Below are 18,976 nucleotides of genomic sequence, written 5' to 3'. Positions count from 1 at the left end.
TTCCTTGATGAGCAATCTGAATATTAAAAAGTTAATTAAATGATGTGTATTTATTCATCGACATCCAGAAACTTCCATCCTCCAGCTTCCCTCTTCCAGCTAAAAATGAATATCCCAGATTCCCGCTTTACGTTCCAGCTCAATCAAAGCGGCAGCATTATCTGCTAGAGCTTCATAATAATCTTTTCGAACACTGTTATAGGTTCTCTGCGCATTCAATACTTCAAGGATAGAGCTTTCTCCTCTTTTGTAGCTGTAAGTGATTCCTTCAAGAATACTTTTCGCCTCAGAAAGCATTCCGTTATGAAATTGTCTGAGCTGTTTCTGAGTGGCAGTGTACTGTTGATAAGCCTGCATTACCTCAGCTTTTATTTCCTGTTCGATCTGTTTATGCTCAACTTCTGCCTGCGAATGGGCCATTTCTGCTATTTTCAATCCGGCATTTCTTCTGTTGGAAAATTTTAAAGGAATACTAATACCCATTTTGACAGCATTTACAGTGGGAGACGGAGCAATTTCATTCGTAGCTTCGGTATGCCGTTCTGCTCCGGCACTGATGCCCAAATCTATGATGCGATTAGCTTTTTCAAGGCTGATCTGGCTTTTGGTTACTTCTGTATTTTGTTTCGCAGCCAATAAATCTGCTCTTTCATTTAAAGCCTGAAGAATCAGATCATCAATATTAAAATCTCGGTTGAAAGCATTAAAATCTCCGGCAATATCTCTGCCTGTAATTTTGCCATCTCCCAGAAATACAGATAAACCGGTGAGAGCCTGCTGCTCTGCACTTTCAGCCTGATATACTTCATTGAGCAAAGAAGCTGCTTCCAGCTTACTCTGTTTGGAAGTGACCCATGTTATCGTTCCCAATTGGTAGCGGATACTGTCGGATTTTGCCAATTGCTGCATGTTTTGATAAGAATCCTGCTGTACTTCAAGCAAAGCCTTGGATTTTAAAGCCTCAATATATCCTAAACTGGCATCTGCACGAAGATTCCTGAAAAAATCCTGCAATTGTATTTTGCTCAGCTCCGATTGATCTCTTGCCAGATTTACCCTGGCCTTTCTTTTACCACCCAATTCAAGTGTCCAGCCAAGTGAGGTACCATACACATAACCCATACTTTGTCTTACTCCGTTATTGGTGGTTTCCATTTCCAGCTCAGGATCAGGAAACATATTAGCCGTCTGAATCGCTGCTTCGGACATGCTTACATTGTATTTTTGAGAAGCATAGCCTAAATTTTTATTTCCTACAAGACTCAGGTATTCTTCAAAGGGTAAAAGTTCTTTTTCCTGTGCCTTCATCCCTGTAATGCTGAGCAATACGATAGATAATATGATAAAACGAACTCTAATTTTCATCTGATTCTAAATTTTGTTTTTTGTTTCGGCGTTCAGCCATAAAATAAATAGCCGGAAGCACGAATAAGGTTAAAATGGTAGAAAACATCAGCCCGTAAACAATTACTGTTGCCAGTGGGCGCTGTACATCAGAACCGATGCCTGTGGCCAGCGATGCCGGAAATAATCCGATGACAGCAACCGTCGCGGTCATCAGTACAGGTCTGAAACGGTCTTTTGCCCCTTTGATGGCAGCCTCTTTCAGTTCATATCCTTTTTTACGCAAATCATTGATATGAGAGATCATGATTACTCCATTCTGGATGGCCACTCCAAAGAGAGCGATAAATCCTACTGCAGAAGATACATTCAGAGACATTCCGCGGATATTGAGAGCCAGCATTCCCCCAAATAAAGCCAGCGGAACGATAGACATCAGTACCAAAGCCTGCCTGAAATCTCCAAAGGCACCATACAGCAGCAGAAACATAATAGCTAATGCCAGCGGAACAATAAATGCCAGCCTTGAATATGCCCTGTTTTGATTTTCAAACTGTCCGCCCCATTTGATCTGGTATTTCTCATGATCGTATTGGATATCTTTTTCAATTGTATCCTGTGCTTTTTTCAGAAAAGAAGAAAGATCGGTGCCCCTTAAATTCAGTTTTACCGTAAGATGTCGTTTATTCATTTCTCGGGTAATTGTGCTTTCTCCGGTACTTAATTTCACTTCTGCTACCTGTGATAAAGGTATTTTGGCTCCAGAAGCTGAAGTCAGCATCAGATTTCCGATTTTATCCGGAGTATCGCGGCTGTCTTCTGTGTAACGGCATGAAATATCATATACTTTATTGCCGATAAAGATCTGGGAGATGGCTTTTCCTCCCAATGCCACTTCAATAAGGTCGGCCACATCTGCTACATTCAGTCCGTACTGAGCAATTTTATCTCTGTTGGCAATAATCTGCAGTTGAGGTAGCGGTGGCTCCTGATCAATGGCAAGGTCTGCCGAACCCGGAATTGTATGTAAAGTAGACAATACATTTTCTGCAATTCGCCTGGTTTCCTTAAAATCTTCTCCATATACTTTTACCACGAGCTCACTGTGCGCTCCGGAGATTTTGTCCATAACTCCATCAATCATAGGTTGTGAAAATCCGACGGTGAATCCCGGCATGTCCTTATAATCTGCAGCAAGTTCTTTGATGAGGTCTGCTTTTGTTTTTCCCGAAGGCCATTCGCTGTAAGGTTTTATTCCGACTGATACTTCAAAGTGGGAAGCGGTCCATGGGTCGGTACCATCATCATTACGTCCTGCCTGAACCATCATATACGTAATTTCAGGATGTTTCAGCGTGCGGGCACGTAAGGTATCACTCATTTCTTTTGATTGGGCTAAAGAAATTCCGGGTGGAAGCTTTACCTGCAGCCATATAGAGCCTTCATCCAGTTCAGGTAAGAAATCTTTTCCCACATGCCAGGAGAGAATTCCGGCAGATACCAAAACAATCATAATGGGAATGAGAACTCTTTTAGGAGTCTGCATTATTTTTTCAATGCTTTTTCCATAGGCTGTACTTAATTTCTCCAGCCATTTATTGTGATAAATCTTTTGTGGTTTTCTATAGATCACATACGCTAATCCCGGGATCAGAAGTAATGCTACAGCAAGAGCTCCCAACAGAGCATATCCAACAGTAAAAGCCATAGGGGTGAATAATTTTTTTTCTACTCTTTCAAAAGCGAACAGAGGTAGATAAGCGGTAATGATGATGATCGTGGAAAAGAAAATAGGTTTTGCCACTTCAATCACTCGTTGGATAATTGTTTTTTCTTCCAGTGTGTCTTCAGAATTTTCTTCTCTTTTCTTGAGAATGGTTTCCAGCATGACGATGGCTCCGTCTACAATGATTCCAAAATCAATCGCTCCCAGTGAAAGAAGATTAGCCGGAATATTGGTGAAATGCATTAGTATAAAAGCGAATAATAAAGAAAGCGGAATGGTAATCGCTACCAGTAATGCTCCCCGCCAGCTTCCCAGAAATACAATCAGTACAATAATAACCAGTACAATTCCTTCGGTAAGGGTATGAGAAACTGTGGTAAGCGTTGTTTTTACAAGATCTGTTCTGTCCAGAAAAGGGTGGATCTTTACTCCGGGTGGAAGTGTTTCGTTATTCAGTTCTTCAATCGCTTCATGCACACCTTCCAGTACCTCGGAAGGATTTTGTCCTCTTAGCAATAGTACAATTCCTTCCACGCTTTCAGAATAATCCCGTTTTCGGTCTGTGTAGCTAAGGACTCCTTTTCTTTCAAGGTTTCCGTATTTCAGTGTTCCAACATCATTCAGGAAAACAGGAACCCCATTCTGGGTTTTCACTACAATTTTTCCCAGATCATCCAGGTCTTTTACCAAACCAATTCCGCGGATTACATACGCAAGGTTTCCACGGGGAAGCATACTTCCTCCGGCACTGACATTGTTTTTGGATATTGTTTCGGTAACTTCTGACAGGGATAAACCGTACTGTTCAAGCTTATGCGGATTCAGCTCAATCTGGAACTGGGTGGTCATTCCTCCGAAATTGGTGACATCAGCAATTCCTGAAACCTGTTTGATTCGGGGAATAATGACAAATTTCTGTAAATCTGTCAATTCCCGCAGGCTGTGGCTTTTACTTTCAATAATGTAACGATACACTTCGCCGATGGGAGAGGTAAGGGGATCTAATCCCGGCTGTGCACCATAAGGGAGCTCCACATCAGTCAGTCTTTCCTGAATACGCTGCCTTGCCCAGTAATCATCAATACCATCATCAAATACTATCGTAATAATGGAAAGCCCGAAGGTACTTTTGCTTCGCATCACATGCATTCCGGGAAGTCCGTTCAGAGATCTTTCCAAAGGAATGGTAATTTGCTGTTCTACTTCTTCAGCGGCCAGGCCCGGAACCTGCGTTACCACCTGGGAAGTGACATCGGCAATATCAGGATAGGCTTCTATGGATAATCTGGTCCAGGAATAGTATCCGAAGAATCCCAGTAAAAAGAAGAGGGCAAGCATCAGCCATCTCTTCTGTATAGAGATTGTCAATAATTTCTTCATAGTTTTTCATTTACATTATTTTGTATCAGGCATATAAATTCCGCCTTCGGTCATGATGGTTTCTCCGGGTTTTAATCCTGATATGATTCTTACAGTTTTCTCATCGGTTTCTCCCGTTGTCACAGAACGTCTGGTAAATTGGTTTTTTCCTGTTTTTATCCATACATATTGTAAACTGTCCTCCTGCATTAAAGCTGTTACAGGAATCATCACTGTCTTTTCAGGGGTTGTTGAAAAGTTCACGGTGGCGTACATTCCCGGCTTTAATTTTCTGTCCGGATTATCACATTCAATAAGAACTTTAATGCTTCGGGTATCTTCATCCACCATTTCATTGATGTGATATACTTTTCCGGTAATATTTCTGTCGGGATAGGCACTTACCTTTACAGAAACCTGGTCGCCAATGTTGACAAAACGGATATCTTTTTCCTTTACATCACCGGAAATCCAGACCTTTGATAATTCTGCAATGATTACTACAGGATCTGCATCTCCCTTCAGGTATTGCCCGTTGACAATTTTGTTGGAAATAATTTCTCCGCCAATGGGAGCCCTTACAACAAGCGGACTTCCTATGCCTCCTCCTTTGCTGTTATAAACCTTCAAGGCAGAAGAGGCATTGGAAAGGGATGTTTTTTTATTTTTAAAATCAGTTTCCGCTTCGTCCAGCTCTTTCTGTACTCCGACTCCATGTTTAACGAGATCCTGCTGACGTCTGTAATTTTTTTCTGACAGCTGTACATCATTTAAAGCATCCGTATAATCTTTCTGAACTGAAAAATAATCTGATGAGAGGATTTCAAAAAGTGGATTTCCGGCAGAAACATTCTGTCCAAGCTGAATAAAAGATTTTGTAATTCTTCCGGAAAAAGGACTGGCAATTTCCGCGTAGTGATTGGGAATTGCCTGGATTGTTCCCGCTGAAACCACTCCGTCGCTGTGTTCCTGTTCGGTTACCATCTGTGTTTTAATTTTTTTGAAAACCGGATGAGTTTCCGGAATGGTGATCTGATTACCTTTTGTTATGATTTCCGGATCTTTGTTTTGCTGAGGTGCATTGTCTTTACAAGAGATTGCAAAGAGAATAATACTACTTAAGATTATTTTTTTCATGATCTTAATACAATTGAGTGCTGTTGCTGATTTTTACTTTTTCTTTGTTATTTTTCCTGGTACTGAACCATTTTTTGCTTCTGGCTTCTTTCTGAGAGGATAGAGTAGGTCTCAGGAATATATTGGTAGATACAATGAAGAGAACTGTGATAAAGGCTTCCAGAGGATATCCCAAAGCGCATAATGCGCCTATGGCTGCTGAACACCATAATGTGGCTGCTGTATTTAATCCTCTTACGGTAAGGCCGTCTTTCATGATAACACCACCGCCAAGGAAACCTATTCCACTGACGATATAAGAGGTGATTCGGCCGGCTGCATCGCCACCAATTCTGATAGCAATCAGTACAAATGCAGCAGAACCGATACATACCAGAGTGTTGGTGCGGAGACCTGCATTTTTTTTGCGCCACTGTCTTTCGAAGCCAATACCGGCTCCCAGACAAAATGCGGTAAGGAGACGAAGGGTAAATTCGAATGTATTCATAACTTTTCCTGTTTTTGTAAGCTTTTCAGCTGTACGGGAAAAGTGAGTACAACTAAAGCTTTTAAGATTGATAATTACTGTAAGGATCTGAGTCCATATTGCTTTATTTTTTACTGTGCAAAAGTAAAACTGACTGCCCTTTTTTGCCGTTAGAAAAGCTTTAGAATGTGATTAGAAAATCATTAGAGAAAGTTCCTTCCTGTTTTTTTGATGATTCTGCAGGAAATAGTTGTTTATTATATCCTTTTAATATGTGTAAACTGTACCCATGATAAGCGATAAAATTTCAATACATTTGGAGGCTGATTTTTGTATGATGAATTTTACAATCTGTCATATGAAATAAAAGCTTGTTAAATCCCGGAGACTTCCTTCCAATATCTTTTGAATTATATATTTTAGAAATGAAAAAATCAAACTTAGCAATACCGGCTACGCTTTTAGCGATTATCTGTGTGCAGGGAGGAGCCTCCATTGCAAAACAGCTTTTTCCTGTAATCGGAGCGATTGGTACGGTTACTTTAAGAATTGTACTTTCTGCTGTTTTGCTTACTTTGCTTAACCGACCTAAGTTTTTACAATTTAACAGTCAGAAATGGAAATACTGTGCAATCTATGGAGTTGGATTGGCTGCAATGAATCTTATTTTCTATATGGCGATTCAAAGGATTCCGCTGGGATTGGCTGTTACTGTGGAATTTGCCGGGCCATTATTTCTCGCATTGGCATTGTCACGTAAACTGTTGGATGTCGTGTGGGCATTACTGGCCTGTGTGGGAATTTTGTTAATTGTTCCGTGGAAAAATGATCATGTCGATTTGTTAGGACTTGGATTGGCCTTTCTGGCAGGGATGTTCTGGGCCCTGTATATTGTAATGGGTGGAAAGGTCTCCAAAATAATGGATGGAAAAGATGCGGTTACCACCGGGATGATATTTGCCAGTCTTGTCATTATTCCCTTTACCATCTGGGATGGAGCCGTTTTCAATCTTACTCCTTCTATTTTCATAAAAGGACTTGGCGTGGCTGTTCTTTCGAGTGCTTTGCCTTTTTCACTGGAGATGATGGCTCTCAAAAAACTTCCGGCAAAGACATTCAGTATTCTGATGAGCCTGGAACCTGCATTTGCAGCACTTTCAGGATTGGTTTTTCTTGCTGAAGAATTATCTTTTTTACAATGGATTTCTATTGCCTGTGTGATTACAGCGAGTATAGGAACGACCGTTTTCAATAAAAAATCTCTTTCTCATGATTAAATAAGAAATTTTAAAAACCATTAAGCTAATTAAGGTTTTAAGGGAAGTTAAGATTCAAATACATTTGAATGAAGCTTTTGATCAATTACTGGGTAATAAACTCTACCGTAAAAATAGTTTTATTCTTTTCCGATACAACTTTGACTTTTGCATTGTGGAGCAGAATAATTTTCTCGGTGAGAAATAATCCTATTCCATGACCTTTTTCATGTTTGGAGTTTTCGCTCCTGTAAAAAGGCTCAAAAATATGCTGTAAATCTTCTTTATTAATGCTATTTCCGGTATTGGTAAAACTGATGGTAAGGATTTTTGAATCCGTACTTACATCAATCAGACAAGTATGTTCCGGAGAATATTTACAGGCATTGTCAATAAGATTGTTGAAGGCAACTTGAAGAAGATACTCATTTCCCAGGATGGTAAGCTGGTGTTCTTCTACCAAATCTTCAATGTTCATTAAAACTTTATATCCCGGATTATCTTTCGTGATTTTGGAATAAGATTCCAGAAGAACTTCATCAAGACGTACTTCCGAAAAACTGATCTCATCGGGATCATAGCTTGCTTTGGCAAGATCCATTAAACTATTTGACAGTTTTACCATATTCCGGGCATCATCCAGCGCGAATTGAATGGTTTCCTGATACTCTTCTTTGGTTTTATCTTTTTCAGAAGCGAGTTCCAGTTCGGTGATGATGGCTGCTAAAGGTGTTCTCAGTTCGTGAGAAATATTGGATACAAAATGCTTTTGCGAATCAAAAGAATTTTCAAGCCGTTCCAGCATTCCATTGAAGTTTTCAGCAAGCTCATTTAGTTCGTCTTTTTCTTTGGTTGTTTTCAGGCGTAACTGTAATTTCCCGGCGGTTATTTTTTTTATCTGAATAACCATTTCAGTCAGCGGACTCAATGCTTTTTTAGAAAGAAATATTCCGGCCAGATAGATCAAGATCAGAATAATGAAAAACGAGATAATACTGATGGTAAGAAGATGTGTAAGATAATCATATCCGTACTGATCATAAGCTGCCGCAGTTACCGCATACGTTTTTCCTTCATACTGATACACGATTCCGATGACCTGCAGATCATTGAGAAAGAAATTAATTTTCTTTTTTTGAAATATCTGAGAAAGCATTTCCGGAGTTTCCTTTACATAATCTACTTTGGCGTCATCATGATAAACCAGCTCCTTATTACTGTCATAAATCGCTACCTGAACTTCGTTAAGCGTTCTGGTATTATTTTTATAAAGCTTGTGCATTTCCTGCTCGGGGAGTGAGCTTCGGAAAAATAAATCGGCCTTGGCAATCGCTTCATTTTGAAGTTCGCTGTAAAAAGATTGCTCTCTGGCTTCTTTGGATGAATAATAGATCGAAATACTGTAAATACTTAAAAGCATTGCAGTGATTAAGGTAAAAAGCAGGGTAAGTCTGGTTCTTATTTTCATCCGGATATTTTTAATTTATCTCAATACTTACTGTACAATACCTGTTTCGTAGCCTTTTTTCAGAATAAATCCCATACCGGCTTTGGTATGGATCAGTTTGGTTGCAAAATCTTTATCTATTTTTTTCCGGAGATAATTGATATAGACATCAATAAAGTTGGTCCCCGTATCAAAATGGGTTTCCCACACTTTTTCTGCAATTTCAATTCTGGAAAGCACTCTTTCTGAATTTTCCATCATGAATTTTAAGAGATTAAATTCTTTCGGGGTCAATTTTATAGGCGTATGATCGCGGCTCACGGTTTTTTGTTCCAGATTCATTTCAACACCTTCATACGTAAGAACAGAAATCTTTTGGTGGGGCTGTTGTGAAAATCTTTTCAGAAGTACTTTGATCCTTGCCACCAGTTCACGCATTTCAAAAGGTTTGGTGAGATAATCATCAGCTCCGGCATCAAATCCTTCCAGCTTATCATCCGTAGTTCCCAGTGCAGTAAGCATAATGACAGGAAGATTGGGTTTTAAACTTTTGATTTCATTACAGAATTCAAGGCCGTCTTTTTTGGGCAATACAATATCTGTCACTACCAGATCAAAATGGGTTTGTAAAGCCAGCTTCATACCGGTATTTCCATCGTAAGCTGCAGTGACTTCAAACTCTGCTTCCTGAAATCCCTTTGTAATCAATTTTGAAAGTCTGTCGTCGTCTTCAATTAATAAAATATGGGGCATAAAATTCCTGGAGTGTTTGGGTTGGTGTGAAGAATAGATCAATATTCCCACAAATGTAATGATTTCTATTTTGTAATTTTGGTTCCGAAAATAGAATCGAATGTTTGAATTTAGATTAAAAAAGAGGTTTGTGGCTGGACTTTTATACGGTCTGATGTTATTATTGGTACAGTGTAATAATAATGTTTCGGAAAGTACTAAAGATCTCAAAAACGGAGACCTGCTTTTTGTAACTGCAAAAGAAACAGGGCTTTCCGGAGCGATTAATAATGTAACTCAAAAACAAAAAACAGCTTCATTTGATCATATAGGAATTCTGGAAAAAGAGGGCCGCAAAATGTTTGTTCTGCATGCTGCACCAAAAGGCGGTTCTCAGAGACAGGATTTAAAAGACTTTATTAAAGATCAGAAAGAAGAAGGTCAGGAAGTGATTATTTACCGGTTAAAACCGGAATATCAGAAAGCAATTCCTGAAGCGGTTAAAAAAGCGAATTCCATGCTTGGAAAATCTTACAATTTCAATTATATCCTTGATGAAAATTCCTATTATTGTTCAGATTTTGTGGAAAGAGCTTTTCGGGACGAACATATTTTCAAACTGGAGCCTATGACATTTATTGATCCCAAAACAGGAAAAAAGAATACATTCTGGGAAGAATTTTATGCTAAGAAAAATCTCAAAGTCCCTGAAGGAGAGCCTGGTTGCAACCCAAACGGATTGGCGGGTTCTGATAAATTAGAAAGAATAGGGAACTATTAAAACGTACGAGAAGCTCAACAGGCTTCTTTTTTTATGTTAAATTTTTAAAAATATTAGTCTACTAATTTGGTGGACTAATATTTTTTTATATTTTTGTCACAGATTTAAAAACAAAAGTGTCATATGATCTGACAGAGTTTAACCCAAAAAATGTTTAGCAATGATTACACCTAATCCCGGCCTGCAGGTTTTACAAAATAAAATTAACCTGCCTAAAAAAGAATTGTTATTGGAAATAGAGTTGAATGGTAAAATGAAATTTGAACATTTGATGAATACGATCTACAATCAATTTGGCATTTGTCATAGAGTGTTATCTGCTAACGTCGAGTATGTGAACGGGTACAGTTTCGGTTCAGTACAGTTATATATTAATGTCAATTCAGAAGACTTTCAGCAGCTTGAAGTGTATCTGAATAAAAATAAACTTATCAATACGACGGTAGAATATACCTGCAGAACATATTTTTAAGTGAGATTCATATAGTTTTAATTACTCAAAGCGTCCGGTTTTACCGGGCGCTTTTTATTTTACATGAAAAGTAGATTAAAAAGATCAACCATTAACCGGGACAAAATTCCCCTCGTCCGGAGGGGTGTCAAAAATTCAAAGAATTTTTGACGGGGTGGTAAAACAAAAAACGCTCAGAATATTCTGAACGTTTTTAAATAAAATTCTTGGCTTATCCCTTTAGTTAATATTAATACTCGGGATTAATAATTAACAAAGGTTTTCTTATTGATAACCCTTCGACAAGCTCAGGGTGAAAGCCCTAATACCAACCGAAATTTTTAAGCGTTGTCAGGCTGAGCCTGTCGAAGCCATTATTTAAAGGATTAGCTCAATAAAATAATTTTAGATTCTTTCAATGTCAGCACCAATAGCTCTTAGCCTTCCATCAATATTTTCATATCCTCTGTCGATCTGCTCAATATTGTGGATAATAGATTTTCCTTCCGCAGAAAGTGCTGCAATAAGAAGGGCATTTCCGGCTCTGATATCCGGGGAAACCATTGTTGTCCCTCTTAACGGAGCTTCCTGGTTCAATCCGATTACCGTAGCTCTGTGCGGATCACATAAAATGATCTGAGCACCCATATCAATTAATTTATCCACAAAGAATAATCTGGATTCAAACATTTTCTGATGAACCAGAATACTTCCTTTGGCCTGAGTAGCCACTACTAAAATAATAGATAATAAATCAGGCGTAAATCCAGGCCATGGCGCATCCGAAATCGTAAGGATAGAACCGTCAATAAATTTCTGGATTTTATAATGCTCCTGTGCCGGAATATAGATATCATCACTGCTTTGTTCAAGCTGAATTCCCAGTTTTCTGAAGGTATTCGGAATTACCCCAAGCTGGTTCCAGTTTACATTTTTGATGGTGATTTCAGATTTTGTCATGGCTGCAAGACCAATCCATGAGCCGATCTCTACCATGTCCGGAAGCATGGTATGCTCAGTACCTCTCAGATATTCAACCCCTTCAATAGTAAGAAGGTTGGACCCGATTCCTGAGATATTGGCTCCCATTCTGTTCAGCATTTTACATAATTGCTGAAGATAAGGTTCACAGGCAGCATTGTAGATTCTTGTTTTTCCTTTAGCCAAAGCGGCTGCCATTACAATATTAGCCGTTCCGGTAACAGAAGCTTCTTCCAGCAGGATGAATTTTCCTCTTAGTTCCTTAGCTTTTAAAGAATAGAAATATTCCTCCTCATCATAATTGAATTCAGCACCTAATTCAACAAGTCCCTGAAAGTGAGTATCCAATCTTCTTCTCCCGATTTTGTCACCTCCGGGAGTAGGCATATAAGCCTCTCCATAACGGGCAAGCATTGGTCCCATCAGCATAATGGATCCGCGTAGTTTGGCTCCGTCTTTTTTAAACTCGTTAGATTTTATATAATCAAAATTGACCTGATCCGCTTTGAAAGTATAATCTCCCTGTCCGTTTTTGGTAATTTTTACTCCAAAATCTCCAAGAATTTCAATCAGTCTGTTCACATCATGGATATCAGGAATATTTTTAATTCTTACCTCTTCGTCCGTCAGAAGAACCGCACATAAAATTTGTAGAGCCTCATTTTTGGCTCCTTGTGGAGTTATTTCACCCTGCAGTCTTTTTCCTCCTCTTATTTGAAATGTTCCACTCATTATTTTCTGTTTTTATGATTGTTATTATGCCTTCTTTTGTTGGGCTGGTTATTATTTTTATTATTGCTGTTGTTCCTGTTGTTGTTATTGTTGTTCCTGTTGTTGTTATTGCTGGTGTAATAGATTTTACTCTTTTCAAGAGAATCTATTCCGGTAAGATCCAGCCTGTTTTCAGACAGTTCTTTCAGGTGGCGGAAAATAACATCATCCGTCACATGTTCTTTATTATAGACATTATAAGACTTCTTCATATTGTTGGCAATCACCTCGATAAGGGCTTCTTTTTCATCACCCGTTTCCAGTTCGATTGCTTTTTCGATCAATTGAAGAATACTTTTTCCGTAGAACTTAAAGTCACCTTGAAGTTTTGGATATTCCATTCTTTTAGGTTTTTCCGCCAGCTGTTCCATTGTAGGGAACGGATAAGGAGAATCTACATCCAGATCATAATTGGCAAGAATAAAAAGATGGTCCCAAAGTTTATGTTTATAATTTTCCTCGTCGCGAAGTTGCGGGTTTCTCTGACCCATAAAATCGATGATTGCCATAGCCATTTCATTCCTTTCGTCTTTGGAAGGAAGTTCTTTGCAGCGCTCAACCAACTGTTGTATAATTCTGCCATATTCCGGCATATGAAGCTGAGTTTTTTGGGTGTTGTATTCCATAGTATGCAAATATATGCATTAAAAGAAAAATTGTCTCGGGAATCTGAAAAATTTATGATTTTTTAATGAAAAAAATTGAATGCCTTTCATCTTGATTTATTAGGTGAAATGAAAATATTTCCCGTTTATTTGATTTTGTTTTTAATAAAATTGTATCTTGTTTAATAGATTGATAATTAATTACAGCGATGAAAAAAACAAACTTTTTCCTTTCACTACTGGCTTTAGCATTAATAAGCTCATGCCGTACAAGTGATGAATTAATGACAGAACCTACCAAGCAGGAAGAGGTTCATAACAAAACAGTGAATGTGACCCATCATGATGGCCGGCCTTTCAGTACAGGAAGCGGTTCAGGTTCCACACAAAGTAAATTCGTAGCCGGACCGGGTGGCGGAGTTCTTATGCAGGGCTTTTACTGGGATGTTCCGGAAGGTGGTAACTGGTGGAATACCGTTAAAGACAAAATAACAGCGTGGTCCAATGCCGGAATTGGTGCGGTATGGCTGCCGCCGGCATCAAAAGCACAGAACGGTGCATATTCTATGGGATACGATCCTACAGATTATTATGATTTTGGAAATTTTAATCAGAATGGAAGCACAGAAACCCGTTTCGGATCCAGAGCCGAACTGGAAGCATTGATTACGAAAGCGCATGCTGAAAACATGCAGGTGTATGCAGACATTGTAATCAATCACAACAGTGGCGGGCAGTCTGAAGCCAATCCTTTTACAGGAACTAATACCTGGACCAATTTTTCTGGTGTGGCTTCCGGAAAATTCCAGAGAAACTATAATGACTTTTACAAAAATGCTTACGGGAATAATGATGAAGGGGCTTTTGGTGGCTTTCCGGATTTGTGCCACGCGAATCCTCATGTGCAGGACTGGCTTTGGGGAAGAGATGATTCCGTAGCAAAATATTATAAAAATGTGATGAAATTTGATGGCTGGAGGTTTGATTACGTTAAGGGGTTCGGACCATGGGTTGTTAACACCTGGAATTCTAACGTAGGTGGATTTTCTGTCGGGGAATTATGGGATTCAAATGTCAACACATTGGAATGGTGGGCCAATAATGCCAACAGTTCCGTATTTGATTTTGCGGCCTATTATAAAATGGATGAAGCCTTTGATAATGGTAATTTAAATGCTTTGAATGATGATATGATGTGGAAAAGAAATCCATACAAAGCAGTCACCTTTGTTGCCAATCATGATACCGATATCATCTACAATAAAATGCCGGCATATGCCTATATCTTAACCCATGAAGGTTATCCTACCATTTTTTACAGAGATTATGAAGAATGGTTAAATAAGGAACGACTGAACAATCTGATCTGGATTCACAATAACAAAGCCACCGGAACAACTTCCATTCTCTACACCGATAATGATGAATATATTGCAAGACGTAACGGTTATAATGGTAATCCGGGACTTGTAGTTTACATCAATACGTCTTCAAACTGGCAGGAAAGATGGATAGAAACCAACTGGAGCAGCCAGCAGATCAAAGATTTTACAGGGAACTCAAGCTGGTACCCAACAACTCAGGGAGATAAATGGGTGAAAATCCAGTGTCCGCCGAATTCTTATTCTGTGTGGTCGCTGAATTTATGAGTAATGAGCAATGGGTAATGAGTAATTATTGATAATTGATAATTGATAATTGATAATTGATAATTGATAATTGATAATTGATTAAGCTGGTAAGAGACTGTTCTTCGGTTTAATTTCTATTAAACATTAAACATTAAACATTAAACATTAAACATTAAACATTAAACATTAAACATTAAACATTAAACTAGCAAAACTATACGTCTTAGTTGTCATTCCGTAGGAATATCTATACAAAGCATTAATATTGTAGGAAATTCTTACGGAATGATCTTTTTATAAGTTAAATGAAACGGTGTAAGAATCATTAATTACACCTGAATAAATTTTTTCTTCTGATGAAGGTCCGGTAAATAACATTTCTGGTTGGCCAGCTTCATCCTGTTTCTGGAAATAAGATCATAGGCCTTGTCCCTTAAAAATGCCGGAACGATTTTTCCGATAAACGAAAGTTTATATATGCCTCCCAACAAGTTAGCTATTTCCAGTACTGCCCTTGACTTGATCAGATAAAACCGTCCGGGTTTCCACAGATACATAGTATTGAATACATTGGTTTCCAGCCCTCTTTCAGATAAAAACTGCTGTCCGAAATCAGATTGAAGAGAAGCAAACATGAACTGGTCTTTATTGTCCCGTTCCAAAATCCACTGTACCCAGAAATTGCAGACTCCGCAATCTCCGTCAAAAAATACAATATGCTTATTTTCCCAATTTTCCATGACGTTATTTATTAAATAGGATTCCCCTTTCCGTGTCTTCTTTTACTTTTTTGAAATAATGGATAAGATCTGCACGCTGCTCATCAGAAAGTTTAGCATTCTGATGGCCTAAATAATAGGATTCAAGCGGCATCTCTTTTTTTTCAACCATTTCTATACATTCCTCAAGTTTATGAAGCTGTCTTTTAGGTTCATACACTGCAAAGGTAGAAAAATTAAGATGATTCCTGCCCTCGTCAATATGATTTTTTACCCACCATGACATCGGGGAGATATTGCTGTACCATGGATACTTTGTTTCATTGGAATGACAATCATAACATGATGTTCTGATTGTATGCGCTATCTTTTCAGGAGTATTTTTAATTTTCAGAAAATCCATACCGGGAGTTGGCGGCGGATTCGTTTTATCGATAGGAAAAAATTGTATGATGATAAATACAACGAGAACGACAACAATTATTTTTTTCATAGCGGATGTTCATGTTTTATAAATATAAAGATAGTTAATTTATTTTTAGTGAAAGAAAGTTAGAAGCTGGAAGAAGGAACAGCTTCCAGAAAATGTTGTAATAGTGTATTTTTTAGCAATTAATATGTTATTTTCATGGTGACGCCAAACATCCTCCTTTCAACTTCCTTCTCCCTTTACATTCTTACGTTGAGTAATTCTAAATTGGAAGGTATACTGTTGTTTTTATTTAAGTTAATCTTAAAAATGACTAACTTAATACCACAATTCTGACCAGATATTGTGCCGTTGAAAATATTTATTTATAGTTTTTAACTATCATTGAGATAAAAATTAATAGATTGTATTTATTGAGCAAACGTTGTAGGTTTGTGATGTTCTTAGAACACAATTGGAAACTGTATTAATCAACATAAAAAATAAATAAACGACAATGGAAAAAGATTTGAATGACATCAGTAAATGCCCGTTTCACAACGGAACAATGAAGAAGAATGTAGCAGGAGGAGGAACTCAGAATTCTGACTGGTGGCCTGATCAGCTTAGAGTAGATCTTCTGCGCCAGCATTCTTCACTTTCAGATCCTATGGATAAGGATTTTGACTATGCCAAAGCATTTGAAAGCCTTGATCTGGAGGCTGTAAAAAAAGACCTTCATGCATTGATGACAGATTCTCAGGATTGGTGGCCGGCCGACTTTGGTCATTATGGCCCTCTGTTTATCCGTATGGCATGGCACAGCGCCGGAACGTATCGTGTAGGTGACGGAAGAGGTGGAGCAGGAGCTGGGCAACAGCGTTTCGCACCGTTGAACAGCTGGCCTGATAACGTAAGTCTTGATAAAGCACGAAGATTATTGTGGCCCATCAAACAAAAATATGGAAGAAACATCTCATGGGCAGACCTTCTGATCCTTACGGGGAATATCGCTCTTGAATCCATGGGCTTTAAAACATTTGGGTTTGCGGGAGGACGTGCAGATGTCTGGGAACCGGATTCCGATGTCTATTGGGGATCTGAGAAGACATGGCTTGGAGGTGATTTACGGTATGCTCACGGTTCGGAGGGAGTAGCAGAAGGACATTCGGCGGTTCTTCCTACTGATGATAATGCAGACGGAGATATTCATTCAAGAAACCTTGAAAATCCGTTGGCTGCCGTACAAATGGGACTTATTTATGTAAACCCTGAAGGTCCGGACGGAAATCCTGACCCTATTGCTGCTGCCAAAGACATCCGTGATACTTTCGGACGTATGGCGATGAACGATGAAGAAACCGTTGCTTTGATTGCCGGAGGACATACTTTCGGTAAAACCCATGGAGCAGGTCCGGCAGATCATGTAGGAAAAGAACCTGAAGGAGCCGGAATTGAACAGCAGGGATTAGGATGGGCAAGCACATATAAGTCTGGTAGCGGAAGAGACGCGATTTCCAGCGGACTGGAAGTAACCTGGACAGAAACTCCTACTCAATGGAGTAATTACTTCTTTAAAAATCTTTTTGAAAATGAGTGGGAATTAACAAAAAGCCCTGCAGGAGCTCACCAATGGGTAGCCAAAGACGGTGCTGAAATCATTCCTGATGCATTTGATGCTGACAAAAAACATAAACCAACCATGCTTACCACAGACCTTTCGTTAAGAATGGATCCTGTATACGAAAAAATTTCAAGACACTTCTACGAAAATCCTGATGCGTTTGCCGATGCGTTTGCCAGAGCATGGTTTAAATTAACACACAGAGATATGGGACCACGCGCCCGTTATCTGGGACCGGATGTACCGCAGGAAGAACTGATCTGGCAGGATCCTATTCCGGAAGTCAACCACGAACTGGTCGATGAAAATGATGTGGAGGCATTGAAATCAAAAGTTTTAAATTCAGGACTAAGCAATACAGAACTGATATCTACAGCCTGGGCTTCCGCTTCTACTTTCAGAGGAAGTGATAAACGTGGTGGTGCCAACGGAGCAAGAATCAGACTGGAGCCTCAAAGGAACTGGGAAGTCAACAATCCTTCTCAATTGAATAAAGTATTAAATGTTCTGGAAGGAATTCAGAAAGAATTCAACGATTCTCAAAACGGAGGTAAAAAAATATCATTGGCAGACTTAATTGTACTAGCAGGAAATGCTGCTGTTGAAGTGGCTGCCAGAAATGCGGGTCAGGACGTAAAAGTTCCTTTTGCCCCGGGAAGAATGGATGCTTCTCAGGAACAGACGGATGTAGAATCTATGGGTTACCTTGAGCCTGCTGCTGATGGATTCCGAAATTATCTGAAAAGAAAATATACGGTGTCTACAGAATCTTTACTGATTGATAAAGCACAGCTATTAACTCTTACCGCTCCGGAACTGACTGTACTGATAGGAGGAATGCGTGCTTTGGATACGAACTTTGACGGTTCAAAACATGGTGTATTCACCAGCCGTCCGGGCGTTCTTACCAATGATTTCTTTGTAAATCTTCTGGATATGGGAACTCAGTGGAAAGCAATGTCAGATGACAGAGAATTGTATATCGGAACTGATCGGAAAACCGGCCAGCCAAAATGGACCGCTACGCGTGCGGATCTTGTTTTCGGCTCCAATTCTGAATTGAGAGCCGTGGCTGAGGTATATGGAAGTGCCGATGCACAAAACAAATTTGTAAAAGATTTTGTGGCGGCGTGGACGAAGGTGATGAATCTGGATAGGTTTGATATTTAAGAAATAGTTTTTATATAATAGGATCGGCTGCCCGAAGGGCAGCCGATTTTTATTTATCCACTAATTGAATTTTTATTTTGAAGAATATTAAATTATTAATAATCAGTTTTACTATAAATGTTAATCACATATTTAGCAGAAAAATATTATAGAGCATTTATTCAATTGAGAATAAAATGAATCTATTAAGTGTTAAAAAAGAGATGTTTAAGTGATCTGAAAAAATCATAACAAAAAAATTGTAGTTAATCAGAAACTATCCTATTTTCGAATCAGATATAAAAAACTTATCAAGAAATATCATAGAAGAGTACTTATCAAAATTTTACGAACTCAATATATTATTTTAAAGTTTTTTTTATAAAAA

The 18,976-nt window shown here is 38.7% G+C and carries 15 protein-coding genes; 5 read left to right on the top strand and 10 right to left on the bottom strand.

The window, feature by feature from the left end:
- Positions 1 to 99: 99 nt before the first annotated feature.
- The 4 genes from JNG87_RS01015 to JNG87_RS01000 are packed head-to-tail and all read right to left on the bottom strand — an operon-like array spanning position 100 to position 6,053.
- Positions 100 to 1,365: a TolC family protein gene (locus JNG87_RS01015; RefSeq protein ID WP_202841206.1), complete on the bottom strand. Its 1,266-nt coding sequence runs from the start codon at positions 1,363 to 1,365 to the stop codon at positions 100 to 102.
- Positions 1,355 to 4,450, bottom strand: coding sequence for an efflux RND transporter permease subunit (locus JNG87_RS01010; protein WP_202841204.1), 3,096 nt, complete (start codon positions 4,448 to 4,450; stop codon positions 1,355 to 1,357). Before JNG87_RS01010 ends, JNG87_RS01015 begins: the two co-directional genes overlap by 11 nt.
- A gap of 15 nt (positions 4,451 to 4,465) precedes the next feature.
- Entirely contained in the window at positions 4,466 to 5,566 is a 1,101-nt protein-coding gene (locus JNG87_RS01005; RefSeq protein WP_202841202.1) for an efflux RND transporter periplasmic adaptor subunit, read from the bottom strand.
- 4 nt (positions 5,567 to 5,570) lie between these two features.
- Positions 5,571 to 6,053: an MgtC/SapB family protein gene (locus JNG87_RS01000; protein ID WP_227942839.1), complete on the bottom strand. Its 483-nt coding sequence runs from the start codon at positions 6,051 to 6,053 to the stop codon at positions 5,571 to 5,573.
- Between the two features lie 404 nt (positions 6,054 to 6,457).
- On the opposite strand from JNG87_RS01000, the gene JNG87_RS00995 reads away from it, so the two are divergent.
- The gene (locus tag JNG87_RS00995; RefSeq protein ID WP_202841199.1) at positions 6,458 to 7,309 is read left to right on the top strand and encodes an EamA family transporter; all 852 of its coding nucleotides are present in this window, start codon (positions 6,458 to 6,460) and stop codon (positions 7,307 to 7,309) included.
- A gap of 85 nt (positions 7,310 to 7,394) precedes the next feature.
- Here the strand turns inward: JNG87_RS00995 and JNG87_RS00990 are convergent, their stop codons facing one another.
- Positions 7,395 to 8,756 (bottom strand): ATP-binding protein, encoded by a 1,362-nt coding sequence (locus JNG87_RS00990; protein WP_202841197.1) that lies wholly within the window; start codon positions 8,754 to 8,756, stop codon positions 7,395 to 7,397.
- 27 nt (positions 8,757 to 8,783) lie between these two features.
- Positions 8,784 to 9,488, bottom strand: coding sequence for a response regulator transcription factor (locus JNG87_RS00985; protein ID WP_202841195.1), 705 nt, complete (start codon positions 9,486 to 9,488; stop codon positions 8,784 to 8,786).
- A gap of 130 nt (positions 9,489 to 9,618) precedes the next feature.
- Between JNG87_RS00985 and JNG87_RS00980 the strand changes: the two genes are divergently transcribed.
- Complete coding sequence (locus JNG87_RS00980) at positions 9,619 to 10,248, top strand: YiiX/YebB-like N1pC/P60 family cysteine hydrolase (protein ID WP_238349646.1); 630 nt, start codon at positions 9,619 to 9,621, stop codon at positions 10,246 to 10,248.
- Positions 10,249 to 10,408: 160 nt separating this feature from the next.
- A complete protein-coding gene (locus tag JNG87_RS00975) occupies positions 10,409 to 10,720 on the top strand; it encodes an NIL domain-containing protein (protein WP_062676181.1) in 312 nt (103 codons plus the stop codon).
- 384 nt (positions 10,721 to 11,104) lie between these two features.
- Here JNG87_RS00975 and murA read toward each other — a convergent pair whose 3' ends face one another.
- Together murA and JNG87_RS00965 are read right to left on the bottom strand one after the other, a co-directional pair.
- Complete coding sequence (murA, locus tag JNG87_RS00970) at positions 11,105 to 12,412, bottom strand: UDP-N-acetylglucosamine 1-carboxyvinyltransferase (protein WP_202841193.1); 1,308 nt, start codon at positions 12,410 to 12,412, stop codon at positions 11,105 to 11,107.
- Entirely contained in the window at positions 12,412 to 13,077 is a 666-nt protein-coding gene (locus JNG87_RS00965) for a DUF4290 domain-containing protein (protein WP_202841191.1), read from the bottom strand. Before JNG87_RS00965 ends, murA begins: the two co-directional genes overlap by 1 nt.
- A 188-nt stretch (positions 13,078 to 13,265) precedes the next feature.
- On the opposite strand from JNG87_RS00965, the gene JNG87_RS00960 reads away from it, so the two are divergent.
- Positions 13,266 to 14,705 (top strand): alpha-amylase, encoded by a 1,440-nt coding sequence (locus tag JNG87_RS00960; RefSeq protein WP_202841189.1) that lies wholly within the window; start codon positions 13,266 to 13,268, stop codon positions 14,703 to 14,705.
- A 311-nt stretch (positions 14,706 to 15,016) separates the two neighbouring features.
- Here JNG87_RS00960 and JNG87_RS00955 read toward each other — a convergent pair whose 3' ends face one another.
- Positions 15,017 to 15,427 carry a thiol-disulfide oxidoreductase DCC family protein gene (locus JNG87_RS00955; RefSeq protein ID WP_202841187.1) on the bottom strand — a complete coding sequence of 137 codons (411 nt, stop codon included), beginning with the start codon at positions 15,425 to 15,427 and terminating at the stop codon, positions 15,017 to 15,019.
- A 4-nt stretch (positions 15,428 to 15,431) separates the two neighbouring features.
- Entirely contained in the window at positions 15,432 to 15,899 is a 468-nt protein-coding gene (locus JNG87_RS00950) for a heme-binding domain-containing protein (RefSeq protein ID WP_202841185.1), read from the bottom strand.
- Between the two features lie 433 nt (positions 15,900 to 16,332).
- Here JNG87_RS00950 and katG point away from each other — a divergent pair, with 433 nt between their 5' ends.
- The gene (gene katG, locus JNG87_RS00945) at positions 16,333 to 18,609 is read left to right on the top strand and encodes a catalase/peroxidase HPI (RefSeq protein ID WP_202841183.1); all 2,277 of its coding nucleotides are present in this window, start codon (positions 16,333 to 16,335) and stop codon (positions 18,607 to 18,609) included.
- Positions 18,610 to 18,976: the final 367 nt, after the last annotated feature.

The organism is Chryseobacterium cucumeris (assembly GCF_016775705.1).
Taxonomy (GTDB): domain Bacteria; phylum Bacteroidota; class Bacteroidia; order Flavobacteriales; family Weeksellaceae; genus Chryseobacterium; species Chryseobacterium cupriresistens.
This window is presented reverse-complemented; position numbering and strand designations above follow the sequence as displayed.

Bases quoted from the DNA above. Each gene is read 5' to 3' on its own strand.
- JNG87_RS01015 (WP_202841206.1), bottom strand. From the start codon at position 1,365: ATGAAAATTAGAGTTCGTTTTATCATATTATCTATCGTATTGCTCAGC.
- JNG87_RS01010 (WP_202841204.1), bottom strand. From the start codon at position 4,450: ATGAAGAAATTATTGACAATCTCTATACAGAAGAGATGGCTGATGCTT.
- JNG87_RS01005 (WP_202841202.1), bottom strand. From the start codon at position 5,566: ATGAAAAAAATAATCTTAAGTAGTATTATTCTCTTTGCAATCTCTTGT.
- JNG87_RS01000 (WP_227942839.1), bottom strand. From the start codon at position 6,053: ATGAATACATTCGAATTTACCCTTCGTCTCCTTACCGCATTTTGTCTG.
- JNG87_RS00995 (WP_202841199.1), top strand. From the start codon at position 6,458: ATGAAAAAATCAAACTTAGCAATACCGGCTACGCTTTTAGCGATTATC.
- JNG87_RS00990 (WP_202841197.1), bottom strand. From the start codon at position 8,756: ATGAAAATAAGAACCAGACTTACCCTGCTTTTTACCTTAATCACTGCA.
- JNG87_RS00985 (WP_202841195.1), bottom strand. From the start codon at position 9,488: ATGCCCCATATTTTATTAATTGAAGACGACGACAGACTTTCAAAATTG.
- JNG87_RS00975 (WP_062676181.1), top strand. From the start codon at position 10,409: ATGATTACACCTAATCCCGGCCTGCAGGTTTTACAAAATAAAATTAAC.
- murA (WP_202841193.1), bottom strand. From the start codon at position 12,412: ATGAGTGGAACATTTCAAATAAGAGGAGGAAAAAGACTGCAGGGTGAA.
- JNG87_RS00965 (WP_202841191.1), bottom strand. From the start codon at position 13,077: ATGGAATACAACACCCAAAAAACTCAGCTTCATATGCCGGAATATGGC.
- JNG87_RS00960 (WP_202841189.1), top strand. From the start codon at position 13,266: ATGAAAAAAACAAACTTTTTCCTTTCACTACTGGCTTTAGCATTAATA.
- JNG87_RS00955 (WP_202841187.1), bottom strand. From the start codon at position 15,427: ATGGAAAATTGGGAAAATAAGCATATTGTATTTTTTGACGGAGATTGC.
- JNG87_RS00950 (WP_202841185.1), bottom strand. From the start codon at position 15,899: ATGAAAAAAATAATTGTTGTCGTTCTCGTTGTATTTATCATCATACAA.
- katG (WP_202841183.1), top strand. From the start codon at position 16,333: ATGGAAAAAGATTTGAATGACATCAGTAAATGCCCGTTTCACAACGGA.